The following is a 13,799-nucleotide window of genomic DNA, read 5'->3' as shown; positions in this document are numbered from 1 at the left end:
GGCCGTTGACCGCTCGTGATCAAAAAGTGGCGTGCGTCACTTGGCGTGCGAGGCCGTACCTATGGGGAGGGCCCCGCTCATAGGCTGAAGCCATGATGGTCTCCCTCGCGCTGCTGGCGCTCGGCGTCGTGTCCGCCGTGGTGGCCCCGCGGCTGTTCGCGCGCGCCCACTGGGCCGAGCGCGAGCCGGTGGTGGCGCTGTGGGTCTGGCAGTGCGTGGTGGCGGCGGTCCTGCTGTGCTTCACGCTGGCGATGGTCTTCAGCGCGGCGGCGGCCTGGCAGACGGTACGGGGGCAGGTGTTCGCGGCCGCCCCGCGCGCGGTGATCGACGCGTACGCGCTCGGCCCGTACGGCCCGTGGTCGGCGGCGCTGGCGGTCCTGCTCTTCTGCGGCGGCGCCTGGACGGCCGCGATGCTCACCCGGGAGGTCCGCGACGGGCGGGCGCGGCGCCTGGCGCGGCGTTCGGAGCTGCTGGTGCGCGCGCCGCTGCTGCCCGGCGAGGAGCCGGGCGGGGCGCCGCTGGTGGTCCTGGAGGCTCAGCGCCCGGACGCCTGGTGGCTGCCCGGCCCGAGCCCCCAACTGGTCATCACCACCGCGGCACTTCGGCGCCTGAAGGGCCGCCAGCTCGATGCCATGCTCGCCCATGAGCAGGGCCACGCGCGCGCCCGCCACCACTGGCTGCTGAACTGCTCGGCCGCGCTGGCCAACGGGTTCCCGAAGATCCCGGTGTTCGCGGCCTTCCGCGACGAGATGCACCGGCTGGTCGAGCTGGCCGCGGACGACGTCGCCTCGCGGCGGTACGGGCGGCTGACGATCGCGCTCGCCCTGGTGGAACTCAACGAGGACCGGGGGCTGTTCGGCCCCTGCCCGTCCCCGCACGACGAGGTCCCGCAGCGGGTGAAGCGCCTGCTCGCCGCCTCGCCCCGGCTCACCGCGGGCCACCGGCTCCGGCTGACGGCGGCGGCCGCCCTGGTCCCGGTCGTCCCACTGCTGGTGGCCTTCGTCCCGGGCCTGCGCGCCCTGGGCTAGCCCCCCCGGGGAACGACCCGTCGGCGCCTCAGCGAGGATCGAGTCCATGACCGTCGCACCCCGGCCGACACGCGCCCCCGCAACCGCCACCGGTCCGGCCCGCGCGGGCGCCGCCCTGGTGGCCCTCTCCGGCCTTCTGCTGGCCCTTGTGGCGGGCGAGTGGGGCCCGCTGATGTCCCTGGACCGTACGGTCGCCCACGGGCTCCACAGGAGAGCTGTGGCCGAGCGGGGGCTCACCCACGTCAACCGGGTGCTCACCGACTGGGTCTGGGACACCTGGACGATGCGCGCCCTGCTGGCCGTGGTGGTCCTCGCCCTCCTCGTATGCGGCGAACGGCGCCTGGCGCTGTGGGCGGCGGCGACGAGCGCGCTGGGCACGTTCGTCCAGCAGAGCATGAAGGCGGCGCTCGGGCGGGAGCGGCCGAGTTGGCCGGATCCCGTCGATTCCGCGTCCTACGCGGCCTTTCCTTCGGGTCACGCGCTCACCGTGACGGTGACATTCGGACTCCTGCTGTGGCTGTCCGTCGCCCGCGGCGCCCGCCCGGCGGTGCGGCGGGCGGTGGCGGCGGTCGGCGCGCTCTCGGTGCTCGGGATGGGCTTCACCCGGATCTATCTCGGCGTCCACTGGCTCTCGGACGTGGTCGGCGGCTGGCTGATCGGCGCGGCGCTGGTGACCCTGTCGGCGGCGGCGTACGGGCGATGGGGCGCGAACCGGCCGCGCCCGGCCGAGGGGGCTTGAACCGGCCAGGGGCGGCGGGGAAGGATCGCGGCCATGGCGATCAAGGGTGTGCTGTTCGACTTCTCCGGGACGCTGTTCCGGATCGAGTCCACACGGGACTGGCTCCGCGCCGTCCTCGACGAGAGGGAGATGACGCTCCCCGAGGAGCAACTCACGCGGTACGCCGATGAGTTGACCGAGGCGGGCGCGCTGCCCGGCGGTGCGGACCCGGCGCACCTGCCGCCGCACCTGGCGGAGCTGTGGGCGACCCGCGACCGCAGCGCCGAGCTCCACCGGGCCGCGTACACGGGGCTCGCGAAGAGGGTGACATTGCCAGATCCGCAGTTGTACACCGCGCTCTACGAACGGCACATGTCCCCCGCCGCCTGGCGCCCCTACCCCGACGCTCCGGCGGTCCTGACCGGGCTGCGGGAGCGGGGCGCGCGCGTGGCGGTGGTGAGCAACATCGGCTGGGACCTGCGGCCGGTCTTCCGCGCGCACGGCCTGGACGGCCTGGTGGACGCGTATGTCCTGTCGTCCGAGCACGGGGTGCAGAAGCCGGACGCGCGGCTGTTCCGGGCGGCCTGCGAGGCGATCGGGCGGGAGCCGGGCGAGGTGCTGATGGTGGGCGACGACCGCCGGGCGGACGGCGGCGCGGCGGCACTCGGCTGCGCCGTCCACTTCGTGGACCATCTGCCGGTCGAGGAGCGGCCGGCCGGGCTGAGCCCCGTCCTGGACGTGGTCGATCGGGACGCGGAGCGGGCCACCAATGGGCCGCCCCTCCTGGGTGATCCCCCGCGTCACCCAGAAAGGGCAGCAAATCCGCAGGCCAGAACCCCCAGGTGGGGTTCCCGCGTACGGTGACCTGAGTATATTGGCTCAGAGCCAGTCAACGCAGGAGTTACAGCATGTCCCCGCGCAGCGCATCGGTCAATGAAGAGTTGCGCCGACGTTCCCGTGAACGGCTGCTCCAGGCGACAGTGGAGCTGGTGGCGGAGCGCGGCTACGAGGCGACCACCCTCGGCGACATCGCCGACCGGGCCGGATCGGCACGCGGTCTGGTCTCGTACTACTTCCCGGGCAAGCGCCAGCTGCTCCAGTCGGCCGTCCACCGGGTCATGCACCTGACCCTCCAGGCGGGCCTGGAGCAGGAGCCGCGGACCGACGACGGCCGGGAGCGGCTGGCCCGCGCCATCGACGCCATACTGAGCCTCACCAAGGTCCACCCCGTGCTGATGCGCGCCCACATGGCCGGGATCCTCCAGGCCGAGGGGTTCGTGCACTGCCCCGAGCAGCAGCGCCTGTCCTGGCTGCTGCGGGACACCATGGAGCGGTACGGCTCGGCGGACGTGGAAGCCGAGTACCCGATGCTGCGCGCGCTCCTGATGGGCGCGGTCTTCGCGGCGCTGCTGCCCGGCGCGCCCATGGAGGTGCCCCGGCTGCGGGCGGAGCTGTTCCAGCGCTTCGGGCTCGACTGGGAGCTCGGAAACCCGCCGCCGCAGGGGAAACCGCTGCCCGTCCCCTGACGCCGCGCGCGCCCCGGTGCGATGCTGGAGTCCCCTGGTGGGATCCTCCTGCGGGAAGGGAGCACCCTTCGTGCTGCGCATCGCCGTCGTCGGTTCCGGGCCGAGCGGGGTCTACACCGCCCAGTCCCTGGTCACCCAGGGCTCGGTGCCGGGGCTGCGGGTCGACGTCCTGGACCGGCTGCCCTGCCCGTACGGGCTGGTGCGGTACGGGGTGGCGCCCGACCACGAGAAGATCAAGTCGCTCCAGAACAACCTGCGGACCGTCCTGGAGGACGAGCGGATCAACTTCCTCGGACACGTCGAGATCGGACCCGGGGGCATCGCTCCGGAGCGGCTGCTGCGGCTCTACCACGCGGTGGTGTACTGCGTGGGCGCCTCCACCGACCGCCGGCTGGGCATTCCCGGCGAGGACCTGCCGGGCAGCTGCTCGGCCACCGCCTTCGTCTCCTGGTACAGCGCCCACCCCGACGCCGCGGCGGCCGGCTTCTCCCTCGACTGGCTCAACGCCCGCTCGGCCGTCGTCATCGGCGCGGGCAACGTGGCGGTCGACGTGGCCCGCATCCTGTCGCGCGGCGCCGACGAGCTGCGCCCCACTGACGTGCCGCACGCGGCGCTGGGCGCGCTCGCGGCGAGCCGGGTGCGCGAGGTGCACATGGCCGCCCGGCGCGGCCCCTCGCAGGCGAAGTTCACCACGAAGGAGCTGCGCGAACTGGGCTCGCTGCCGGGCGCCGAAGCCATGGTGGACGCCGCCGAACTGGCCCTGGATCCGGCCTATGTGGACCCCTCCGCGCTGCCCGCCGCCGTACGCCGCAACATCGAGGTGCTGCGCGGCTGGGCGGCGGCGGACCGCGCGCCGCGCGCCGTGGAGCGCGTGCTGCGGCTGCGGTTCTTCCTGCGCCCGGTGGAGATCCTGGAGCGGGACGGGCGGGTGGGCGGCGTCCGGTTCGAGCACACCGCCCCGGACGGCGCCGGGGGCGTGCGCGGCACCGGCACGTACGAGGAGATCGAGGCCCAGCTGGTGCTACGGGCGGTCGGCTATCTGGGCGTGCCGCTGGCGGGCCTGCCCTTCGACCCGACGTCGGGGACGGTCCCGAACGCGGCCGGCCGCGTCCTGCGCGACGGCGTCCCGTCGCCCGGCGAGTACGTGGCGGGGTGGATCAAGCGCGGCCCCACGGGCGTCATCGGTACCAACCGCCCGTGCGCCAAGGAGACGGTGACCTCGCTCCTCGAAGACGCGGAAGCCCTCTCCCGGCGGCCCCTCGAGGGCGAACCGGTCGACGCCATGCGGGAGGCGGGGCTGCGGCCCGTCCAGTGGCGGGGCTGGCAGGACATCGAGCGGGCGGAGGCGGAGCTGGGGCGCTCGCTGGGCCGGGGCCCGGTGAAGATCGACGACTGGGCCGGGCTGCTGGCGGCGGCGCTGGGGGCGGGCGAGGGGTGAGGGGGCGCCGGGCCGGGCGTCGAGCGGGGCTGGGGCGCGCGACGGCCGAGCGGTGGCCCGGACACGGCGACGGGTGAGCGGGGCTCGACAGGCTCGGCTGGGCGGCGCCGAGCCGCCGACATCCGGGATCAGCCGTGGTTCCTGACTCAGCCGCCGAGTCCGGGCGGCGCCGTCGAGTCCGCGCTCAGCCGCGCCCCCTGCAGCGCCGCCGCTTCCAGGATCCGGTCGAACAGCCCGGGGAAGAGCTCCTCCAGGTCCGTGCGGCGCAGGCCGTTCATCTTGGCGGTGCCCCGGTAGGTCTGCTGGATGACGCCGTTCTCGCGCAGCACGCGGAAGTGGTGCGTGGTCGTGGACTTGGTGACAGGCAGGTCGAAGTACGAGCAGGAGAGCTCGCCGTCGGCGGCCGCCAGCTCACGGACCACCCGCAGCCGGATGGGGTCGGAGAGCGCGTGCAGCACCCCCTCCAGGCGGATCTCGTCGCGCGCCGGGTGATCGAGTTCGCGCTTGCTCGTCGCTGTGGCCACCCGTCCATTGTACGAGAGCCTTCGTAGTTTGACACCTTCCGTACTACGATGCCTATCGTACAAAACGAGCCCGGCGCCGCCCAGTGGCGCCGCAGCGTCCTGAATGGAGTCTGCCCGTGCCTGCCGTGTCTGCTGCTGGTGCCCTGTTCGAGCCGTACACCCTGCGGTCGGTGACCTTCCCGAACCGGATCTGGATGTCGCCGATGTGCCAGTACAGCGCGGAGGTGTTCGGTCCGAACGCGGGCGTCGCGAACGACTGGCACTTCGCGCACTACGCGGCCCGCGCGGCCGGTGGCACAGGCCTGATCCTCGTCGAGGCGACCGCCGTCAGCCCCGAGGGCCGCATCTCCCCGGCCGACCTCGGCATCTGGAACGACACCCAGGTGGAGGCGCTCCGCCGGATCACCGCGTTCCTGAAGGCGCAGGGCACGACCCCAGGAATCCAGATAGCTCACGCAGGCCGCAAGGCATCCACCGACCGCCCCTGGCTCGGCGGCGCGCCGATCGCCCCCGGGGACGCGGAGGGCTGGCAGCCGGTCGGCCCGAGCCCGGTGCCCTTCAGCGGCAAGCACACCGTACCGACTGAGCTGACGATCGATCAGATCAGGGAGGTCGTCGGCCAGTTCGCGGACGCGGCCCGCCGGGCGCTGGAGGCGGGTTTCAAGGTCGTCGAGATCCACGGCGCCCACGGCTATCTGATCGGCGAGTTCCTCTCCCCGCACTCCAACAAGCGCACCGACGCGTACGGCGGCTCCTTCGGGAACCGCACCCGCTTCGCGCTCGAAGTCGTCGACGCGGTGCGGGCGGTGTGGCCCGAGGAACTCCCGCTGTTCTTCCGGATCTCGGCCACGGACTGGCTGGAGGAGGGCGGCTGGAACGGCGACGACACCGTCCGCCTCGCCGCGCTGCTCAAGGAGCACGGCGTGGACCTCCTGGACGTGTCCACCGGCGGCAACGCGAAGGGGGTACGCATTCCGGTCGCACCCGGCTACCAGGTGCCGTTCGCGGCCCGGGTACGCGACGAGACCACGCTGCCCGTCGCCACCGTCGGCCTGATCACCGACCCGGCCCAGGCCGAGAAGATCCTGGCCAACGGCGAGGCCGACGCGATCCTGCTCGGCCGCGAACTCCTCCGCAACCCGTCCTGGGCGCGGCAGGCGGCGCGTGAGCTGGGCGGGGAGGTACGGGTGCCGGACCAGTACGGCTGGGCGATCTGAACCCGACCGCGTTCACCCCAGCTCGAAGGGCCCACTCACCCCGGTGAACGGGCCCCTCGCCGTGTCCCCGTGGTTCGCGAGGCGGTAGCGGCCCGTCGGGGTGTCAGGGGGTGCGTTCCAGACGATCGTGGCGATCGACGTCGAGCCGCCCGAGCGGGCCCAGCGAAAGGTGGTCGACCAGTCGCCGTCGTTCGCGATCCGCGTCCATTCCGCGCCCGTCCACCGCTCGACCGACAGGTAACTGCCGCCTCGGCGCAGGTTGTTGGACGGGTGGGCGGCGACGAAGGAGGCCGTGGCGCGGCGGCCGATGAGGGCGAAGGACAGCAGGGCGCCGAAGGCGTGCCCGGGGTGGGGTGCGTCGGTGCCGCGGTGGCGGTGTGTGCGGCGTACGGGGACGGGGGGCTCCGGGACGCCTCTGGGGACCGGCGTGCCGTCGCGCAGGGCGGTCGCCAGGCGGGCCACCGTCTGGCAGAGCGCGGGCAGCTCCCAGCGCCCGAAGAGCGTGCTGCCGCCCTCGTACTCCTGGGCGTCGTACTCCTCGGGCGTCGTCACGTAGTGGATGTAGCCGTTGCTGTACCCGGCGACCAGGACGTCCTCCAGCTCCGCGCCGAGGATGTCCGCGGCGGTGCGGCGCAGCCGCAGTCCGGCCACGATCGTCACCTCGCCGGGTATGCCGATCAGGTACAGCGGCCCTATGCGCAGCAACTGGACGGGCGCGCGCTCCTGGACCATGGGCAGCACCCGGTTGACGGGCCCGGCGGGCAGCGCGAGCGCCTTGGGATACTGGGCGTCGCGCAGCCCCGGCGCGAACGGGTAGACGAGCCGCCGCGAGAGTGCGTCCCACAAGGGGTTGGCGCCGGGCCGGAAGCCCTTGAAGCCGCGGCCGTCGACCCAGGCGCCCGCGAAGGCCGGCGCGCCGCCCACGGGGGGCGAGGTCCGGTGCGTACGGCCGTCACCGGTGAACTCGGGGCCGACCTCGACGGCGGACAGGTGCACGTACGTAGTACGTGAGTCGACGGCGCCGGACACCTCCGCGCCGCGCAGCGCCGCCGCGGCCTCGTACTGGCGGGTGCCGATGATCCGGGTGTTCTCGAACTGGTCGGCGGTCGGGCCGGTGCCCGGCGCCAGGCCCAGGTTGGGCGACATGTCACCGGCGTTGGTCTGGGCGAACGCGGTCACCAGCTCCGGTGCCGTGGACGCAAGATGGTCGACGCCCGCCAGCCGCTCCCAGTGGCGGGCGGCGTAGCCCTTGTTGTCGGCGCTGATCAGCCGGTTGCGGTTGGTCATGCTGGTGTTGTGGGTGGCGAACCAGTTGACCGCGCCCACCAGCCTGCCCTCCCGCTCCAGGGCGAGCAGCGTGGTCTGCGGGTCGACGCCTTCGGGGAAGTGCGCCCGGTCGGCGGCCGGGTTGCGGTCGAAGGCCCGCCGGGAGCGGTTGACGCTGGCGTCGGACAGCTCGCCGTGCGCGAGCCGCAGGGTGGTCGGCGCGAGGTCCGCCACGGCCGCCAGGGCCGCCTCGGTGATGCCGTCGGTGATCGCCTTGAAGGTCCGCTCGCGGAATCCGCCGGTGTTGCTGTTGTAGAGCGCGTGGTGGAAGTAGCCGCCGGGGCCGCAGTGGGTGTGGGTGGCGGTGAGCATGACGTTGGACGCGTCGTACCCCTCGGGCAGCCGCCGCAGCACCTCGCGGACGACGCTGTCGGCCATCAGCGGCAGTTCGCACACCACCAGGAGTGCCTTGCCGCGCCCCGCCCGGTCGGCGAAGGCGAAGGCGCGGGCGCGCTGGCGGGTGTGGATGCCCGCCGTGCGCTGGTCGGCCTTGCCGTAGCCGAGCATCCCGCACTCGGCGGCCTCGCCGGTGATGTCGGCGGTCCCCCGCCCGGCCAGGAACCCGGTGGCACCCTCGGTCATGCTCGCTCCGCTCTCGTACGGACGGGCGCCGTACGGACAGGCCTCGTACCGACGGATCTCGTACGGGTGAATCCCGGGCAGGTGGCGCCACAGATGCCCCCGAGGGTCGCGCGAGGCGTTCCCACGCGCTCCGACCTGCGCGGACGCGCACTGCGGGGGCCACTGTCAGTGGTCGGGTGCAGACTGGCCACTATCCGGGACAACGGCGTTTTGGAGGGGTCGCGATGATCGACGTACTGCTCACTGTGGGGACGCGCAAGGGACTGTTCATCGGCCGCAGGCACGGCGGCGACGGGCGGTGGCGGTTCGAGGGGCCGCACTTCAATGCCCAGGCGGTCTATTCGATCGCGATCGACACCCGGCGCACGGCTCCCCGGCTGCTCGTCGGCGGCGACAGCGCGCACTGGGGACCCTCCGTCTTCCGCTCGGACGACCTGGGCGAGACCTGGGTGGAGCCACCCCAACCGGCCGTGAAGTTCCCCGAGTTCACCGGCAGGTCGCTGGAGCGAGTATGGCAGCTGCACCCGGCGGGCCCCGAGGCGCCCGACGTGGTCTACGCGGGGACGGAGCCGGCCGCGCTCTTCCGCTCCGAGGACGGCGGCGAGAGCTTCGCCCTGGTGCGCCCGCTGTGGGAGCACCCGACGCGCTCGCAGTGGGTGCCCGGAGGTGGCGGCGAGGGCCTGCACACCATCGTCACCGACCCCCGGGACGCCCGGGCGGTGACGGTCGCAGTGTCCACGGCCGGGGTCTTCCGCACCCGGGACGGCGGCGAGAGCTGGGCACCCGCCAACAAGGGCGTGTCGGCGGTCTTCCTGCCCGACCAGCACCCCGAGTTCGGCCAGTGCGTGCACAAGATCGCCCAGGACGCGGCGGACCCGGACCGGCTGTTCCTGCAGAACCACTGGGGGGTCTACCGCAGCGACGACGGCGGCGAGCGGTGGCAGGACATCGGCGAGGGCCTGCCGTCCACGTTCGGGTTCGCCGCCGCGACCCACCCCCGCCGCCCGGACACCGCGTATGTCTTCCCGATCACGGCCGACTCGGACCGGGTCCCGGCCGAGAACAAGTGCCGCGTCTACCGGACCGGGGACGGGGGCCGCACCTGGGAGCCGCTGTCGGCCGGACTGCCGTCGGAGGCGCACTACGGCACGGTGCTGCGCGACGCCCTGTGCACCGACGACGCCGACCCGGCGGGCGTGTACTTCGGAAACCGCAACGGCGAGGTGTACGGGAGCGCGGACGACGGGGACACCTGGCAGCTGCTCGCCTCGCACCTGCCCGATGTCCTGTGCGTACGGGCGGCGGTGATCCGCCAGTAGAGTGACGGCCGTGGCAGCACGACCGTTGAAAGAGATCGTCGAGCCCGGGTGGGCGGACGCTCTGGAGCCCGTGGCCGGACGGATCGCCTCGATGGGCGACTTCCTCCGTCAGGAGATCGCCCAGGGGCGCACCTACCTCCCGGCCGGACAGCACGTGCTGCGGGCCTTCCAGCAGCCGTTCCAGGACGTACGGGTCCTGATCGTGGGCCAGGACCCCTATCCGACGCCGGGGCACGCCGTGGGGCTCTCCTTCTCGGTCGCCCCGGAGGTGCGTCCGCTGCCGGGCAGCCTGGAGAACATCTTCCGCGAGATGCACACCGACCTGGGGCTGCCCAGGCCCTCCAACGGCGACCTGACTCCCTGGACGCGGCAGGGCGTCCTGCTCCTCAACAGGGCGCTGACCACCGCGCCGCGCAAGCCCGCCGCGCACCGTGGCAAGGGCTGGGAGGAGGTGACCGAGCAGGCCATCCGCGCGCTCACCGCGCGCGGGACCCCGCTGGTCTCGGTGCTGTGGGGGCGCGACGCCCGCAATCTGCGCCCACTGCTCGGTGAGCTTCCGGCGATCGAGTCCGCGCACCCCTCGCCCATGTCGGCGGACCGGGGCTTCTTCGGGTCGCGGCCGTTCAGCCGCGCCAACGACCTCCTGGTCCGGCAGGGCGCGCAGCCGGTCGACTGGCGCCTGCCGTGACCGCCGGCGCCGGCGCTTGGGTGCTCGGGGTCGACTCGGGCGGGTCCGGGGTGCGCTTCGCGCTCGCCCGGGCCGAACCGGGCGCCCCGGCCGAGGTGTTGGCGTCCGACGAGCCGGTACGGACCGGCCCCGCCGGGATCGACGCCGGGCAGCTGCTCGGGCACCTGGTGCCCGCCGCACGGGAGTTGCTGGGCCGGACCGGCGCGGACCGGGTGGCGGCGGTGGCCGTGGGCGCCGCCGGGATGGCCTCGCTCGGCGACGGCCTGCGGGCCGAGCTGCCCGCGGCGCTCTCCGGCGCGCTCGGGGTGCGGCGCCTCGCGCTGGCCGCCGACGGCGTGACGGCGTACGCGGGAGCGCTCGGCCAGCGGCCCGGGGCGGTGGTCGCCGCCGGCACCGGAATGATCGCGCTCGGCACGGATCTGACGCGGTGGCGGCGGGCCGACGGCTGGGGCCATCTGCTCGGCGACTGCGGCGGCGGGGCCTGGATCGGCCGCGCGGGGCTGGAAGCGGCGATGCGCGCCCACGACGGCCGCCGCGGCGGCTCGGCCGCGCTGCGCGAGCGGGCCGAGGCGCTGTTCGGCCCGGCGCCGGAGCTGCCCGGGCTGCTGTATCCGCGCACCGACCGGCCCGCGGTGCTGGCGTCGTTCGCGCCCGAGGTGGCGCGCTGCGCCGCGTCCGACCCGGTCGCGGCGTCGATCCTGCGGGAGGCGGCCCGGAACATCGCGGAGTCGGCGGCCGCGGTGTGCCCCGACGGGGCCGCCGGGAGTCCCGACGCCGGTCCGGCCGAGAGCCACGACGCCGGTGCGGCCGAGGGCCTCGACGCTCACGGAGCCGCGAGCGAAAGTGTGAGCGAATGCGAAGTGGCGCTCACCGGCGGGCTGTTCCACATCGGTGACGCCTTGCTCGTCCCCGTACGGGAGGAGCTCGCGGCCCTGGCGCCGCACGCCCGGACGGTCCCGGCGGCGGGAGATCCGCTCGCCGGAGCCCTGGTCATCGCCTCCGCGCTGGCGCGCGAGGAGCTGCGACTGCCGCACCATCCACGCATGTTGTGCGTCACGACAGAGCGGGACGGTTGAGGACAATGTCACTCAGGGGATAAATACGGACAGATACCGCTCACCTGACCCCTCCCCGAACAGCCGCGCACGCAAAGCCAGTAGCATGCGGCGCCATGAGCTCCCCCACTGGGCCCGCATCCGGCCTGCCTGTACGAATGCCGCGACCCCGCCAGCCAGGGCGGCACCGCCGCCCGGAACCGGTGGTCGCTCCCGAGGGCGCGCCCGCGCTCGTCCTCGCCGTTCCCGGTACTCCTTCCCCCGCCGTGCGCGCCCTGGCGGAGGAAGTCATCAGCATCGCGCGCTCCGAGCTGCCCGGCCTCGACGCCCGGATCGGCTACCTGGACGCCGACGCCGCGTCTGTGGAGTTCCCCCCGCTCGACGCCGTGCTCGCGCACACCGCCGCCGAGCGCACCGCCCGCTACGAGCAGGCCCGTGCCGCCGGCCATGACGTGGCCGCGCCCGACGGCCCCGTCGCCGTCGTCGTGCCGCTGCTCGCGGGCCCCGACAGCGCGCTGATCCGCCGGGTGCGCCAGGCCGTCATGGACAGCCGCGCCGCCGCCGAGCTGACCGACGTCCTCGGCCCGCACCCGCTGCTCGCCGAGGCCCTGCACGTGCGCCTGTCGGAGGCCGGTCTGGCCCGCGCCGACCGCGCCCGGCTGTTCACGGTCGCCACGGCCGCCGACGGCATCATCCTGGCGACGGTCGGCGGCGAGGAGGCCGTACAGGCCGCCGGGATCACCGGCATGCTGCTGGCCGCCCGCCTCGCCGTGCCCGTGATGGCCGCCGCGCTCGACCAGGAGGGCTCCATCGCCGCCATGGCCGAGCAGCTGCGCGGCTCCGGCTCGGTGCAGCTCGCGGTCGCCCCGTATCTGATCGGCCCCGAGGTCGCGGACGGGCTGCTCGACGCCGCCGCCAAGGAGGCCGACTGCCTGGCCGCCGAGCCGCTGGGCGCCTACCCGGCGATCGGCAAGCTCGTGCTGTCGCAGTACGCGGCCGCGCTGGGCATAACGCCGCAGCCGCAGGGCTCCCCGGTGCACTGACGTACCCGGCACTCGTACGCGTACACGTGACGCGAAAGGGCCCGCACCCGGTGACGGTGCGGGCCCTTCGCGTGCAGGTGTACGCGGCTCACGTGCAGCTGTACACGGCTCACCTGTGGGGCTGCGCGGCTCAGCCGAAGACGACGCACGAGGCCGCGGGGGCGGGCACGGAGCCTGCCCGGCGCGGGATGCCGCTCTCCTCGTAGAGGTCGAACCAGGTGACGTCGCCGGAGCGCTCATTGGCCGCGTAGAGGCGCCGGCCCGCGGGGTCGAGGGTCAGATGGCGCGGCCAGCGCCCGCCGCAGTCCACGGTGGCCACCAGGACGGCGTGCTCGCCGTCGGGGTCGAGCGCGAGCGTCGCGATGGAGTCGTGGCCCCGGTTGGCGACCCAGAGGAACCGTCCGTCGCGCGCGACGACGATCTCCGAGGGGAACGTCTCGGTCGTCACGCCGTCGTGGATCACACGGGTCTCCCCCAGCGGCTCCAGGGTGCCCGTGGCGGCGTCCCAGCGGCAGACCACGAGGGTGGGCGCCAGCTCGTTCAGGACGTACGCGTGGCGGCCGTCGGGGTGGAAGGCCAGGTGGCGGGGGCCGGTGCCGGGGCGCAGCGCGGTCTCGCCGTGCGGGCGCAGGACGCCGGTCGCCGGGTCGAGGACGCAGACGCGTACGGAGTCGGTGCCGAGGTCGACGCTCAGCAGCCAGCGCCCGCTCGGGTCGGGCAGCACCTGGTGGGCGTGCGGGCCGCTCTGCCGCTTGGGGTCGGGGCCGGAGCCGTGGTGCTTGAGGACGTACGCGGAGGAGCCCGGGCGCCCGTCGGGGCGCAGCGGGAGCGTGGTGACGCTGCCCGAGGTGTAGTTGGCGGTCACCAGGTGGCCGGCGGCGAGCGCGAGGTGGGTGGGGGCGGCGCCGTCCACCGGCACGGGCTCGCCGAGCAGGACCGGGGCGCCGCCGGTGACGTCGAAGGCGGCGGCCGCGCCGTGCTCGCTCTCGCCGACCGCGTAGAGCACGGCGGCGTCGGGCGACAGGGCCAGGAACGAGGGGTCGGGGAGGGCGTCGGTGGCGCCGGTCGGGGTGAGCGCGCCCGTCACCGCGTCCACGGCGGCGACGGTCACGCCCCTCCCGCCGGCCGTGGTGAACGACCCGATGAATGCCCGCCCGGCGCTGCTCTCGGCCACCGTGCCACCCCTCTCCGCGCGACTGTGCGCACCGGGCTGGGGCCGGGCGCCGACTGCGGCGACGGTAGCAGGCGGTCTAGACCAACTGGCGCGTGGCGCGGGCGGCTCGCCGTGCCGCGGGTCCTGGGACGCGCCCCCGGGCAGCGGTGGCGAGCCAGGAC

Annotated in this window: 12 protein-coding genes and 1 pseudogene; 10 read left to right on the top strand and 3 right to left on the bottom strand. The window is 74.3% G+C overall.

Features of this window, described 5'->3' with window-relative positions:
• The first annotated feature begins 92 nt into the window (after positions 1-92).
• From AB0G17_RS16235 to AB0G17_RS16215, 5 genes and pseudogenes are all read left to right on the top strand, one after another.
• Positions 93-1,028, top strand: coding sequence for a M56 family metallopeptidase (locus AB0G17_RS16235; RefSeq protein WP_361381963.1), 936 nt, complete (start codon positions 93-95; stop codon positions 1,026-1,028).
• A 46-nt stretch (positions 1,029-1,074) separates the two neighbouring features.
• Entirely contained in the window at positions 1,075-1,767 is a 693-nt protein-coding gene (locus tag AB0G17_RS16230) for a phosphatase PAP2 family protein (protein ID WP_361381960.1), read from the top strand.
• 33 nt (positions 1,768-1,800) lie between these two features.
• Positions 1,801-2,490, top strand: a pseudogene (locus AB0G17_RS16225) (HAD-IA family hydrolase); the annotation flags it as partial.
• Positions 2,491-2,654: 164 nt separating this feature from the next.
• Positions 2,655-3,272 (top strand): TetR/AcrR family transcriptional regulator, encoded by a 618-nt coding sequence (locus AB0G17_RS16220; RefSeq protein WP_361381957.1) that lies wholly within the window; start codon positions 2,655-2,657, stop codon positions 3,270-3,272.
• Between the two features lie 70 nt (positions 3,273-3,342).
• Positions 3,343-4,710: an FAD-dependent oxidoreductase gene (locus AB0G17_RS16215; RefSeq protein ID WP_361381954.1), complete on the top strand. Its 1,368-nt coding sequence runs from the start codon at positions 3,343-3,345 to the stop codon at positions 4,708-4,710.
• A 146-nt stretch (positions 4,711-4,856) separates the two neighbouring features.
• Here AB0G17_RS16215 and AB0G17_RS16210 read toward each other — a convergent pair whose 3' ends face one another.
• Positions 4,857-5,234, bottom strand: coding sequence for a helix-turn-helix domain-containing protein (locus AB0G17_RS16210; RefSeq protein ID WP_361381951.1), 378 nt, complete (start codon positions 5,232-5,234; stop codon positions 4,857-4,859).
• A 116-nt stretch (positions 5,235-5,350) separates the two neighbouring features.
• Here AB0G17_RS16210 and AB0G17_RS16205 point away from each other — a divergent pair, with 116 nt between their 5' ends.
• Positions 5,351-6,451, top strand: coding sequence for an NADH:flavin oxidoreductase/NADH oxidase (locus AB0G17_RS16205; RefSeq protein ID WP_361381948.1), 1,101 nt, complete (start codon positions 5,351-5,353; stop codon positions 6,449-6,451).
• A 12-nt stretch (positions 6,452-6,463) separates the two neighbouring features.
• Here AB0G17_RS16205 and AB0G17_RS16200 read toward each other — a convergent pair whose 3' ends face one another.
• Positions 6,464-8,359 (bottom strand): neutral/alkaline non-lysosomal ceramidase N-terminal domain-containing protein, encoded by a 1,896-nt coding sequence (locus AB0G17_RS16200; RefSeq protein ID WP_361381945.1) that lies wholly within the window; start codon positions 8,357-8,359, stop codon positions 6,464-6,466.
• Between the two features lie 224 nt (positions 8,360-8,583).
• On the opposite strand from AB0G17_RS16200, the gene AB0G17_RS16195 reads away from it, so the two are divergent.
• The 4 genes from AB0G17_RS16195 (at position 8,584) to AB0G17_RS16180 (ending at position 12,464) form a co-directional block, all read left to right on the top strand.
• Positions 8,584-9,678, top strand: a complete 1,095-nt coding sequence (locus AB0G17_RS16195; RefSeq protein WP_361381942.1) for an exo-alpha-sialidase — start codon at positions 8,584-8,586, stop codon at positions 9,676-9,678.
• Between the two features lie 10 nt (positions 9,679-9,688).
• Positions 9,689-10,366 (top strand): uracil-DNA glycosylase, encoded by a 678-nt coding sequence (locus AB0G17_RS16190; RefSeq protein ID WP_101392222.1) that lies wholly within the window; start codon positions 9,689-9,691, stop codon positions 10,364-10,366.
• Positions 10,363-11,442, top strand: a complete 1,080-nt coding sequence (locus AB0G17_RS16185) for a BadF/BadG/BcrA/BcrD ATPase family protein (RefSeq protein ID WP_361381939.1) — start codon at positions 10,363-10,365, stop codon at positions 11,440-11,442. Before AB0G17_RS16190 ends, AB0G17_RS16185 begins: the two co-directional genes overlap by 4 nt.
• A 95-nt stretch (positions 11,443-11,537) precedes the next feature.
• The gene (locus AB0G17_RS16180) at positions 11,538-12,464 is read left to right on the top strand and encodes a hypothetical protein (protein WP_361381936.1); all 927 of its coding nucleotides are present in this window, start codon (positions 11,538-11,540) and stop codon (positions 12,462-12,464) included.
• Between the two features lie 130 nt (positions 12,465-12,594).
• Here the strand turns inward: AB0G17_RS16180 and AB0G17_RS16175 are convergent, their stop codons facing one another.
• Entirely contained in the window at positions 12,595-13,638 is a 1,044-nt protein-coding gene (locus tag AB0G17_RS16175) for a lactonase family protein (protein ID WP_361381933.1), read from the bottom strand.
• Positions 13,639-13,799 lie beyond the last annotated feature (161 nt).

Source organism: Streptomyces sp. NPDC023838 (assembly GCF_040639555.1).
Classification (GTDB): domain Bacteria; phylum Actinomycetota; class Actinomycetes; order Streptomycetales; family Streptomycetaceae; genus Streptomyces.
This window is presented reverse-complemented; position numbering and strand designations above follow the sequence as displayed.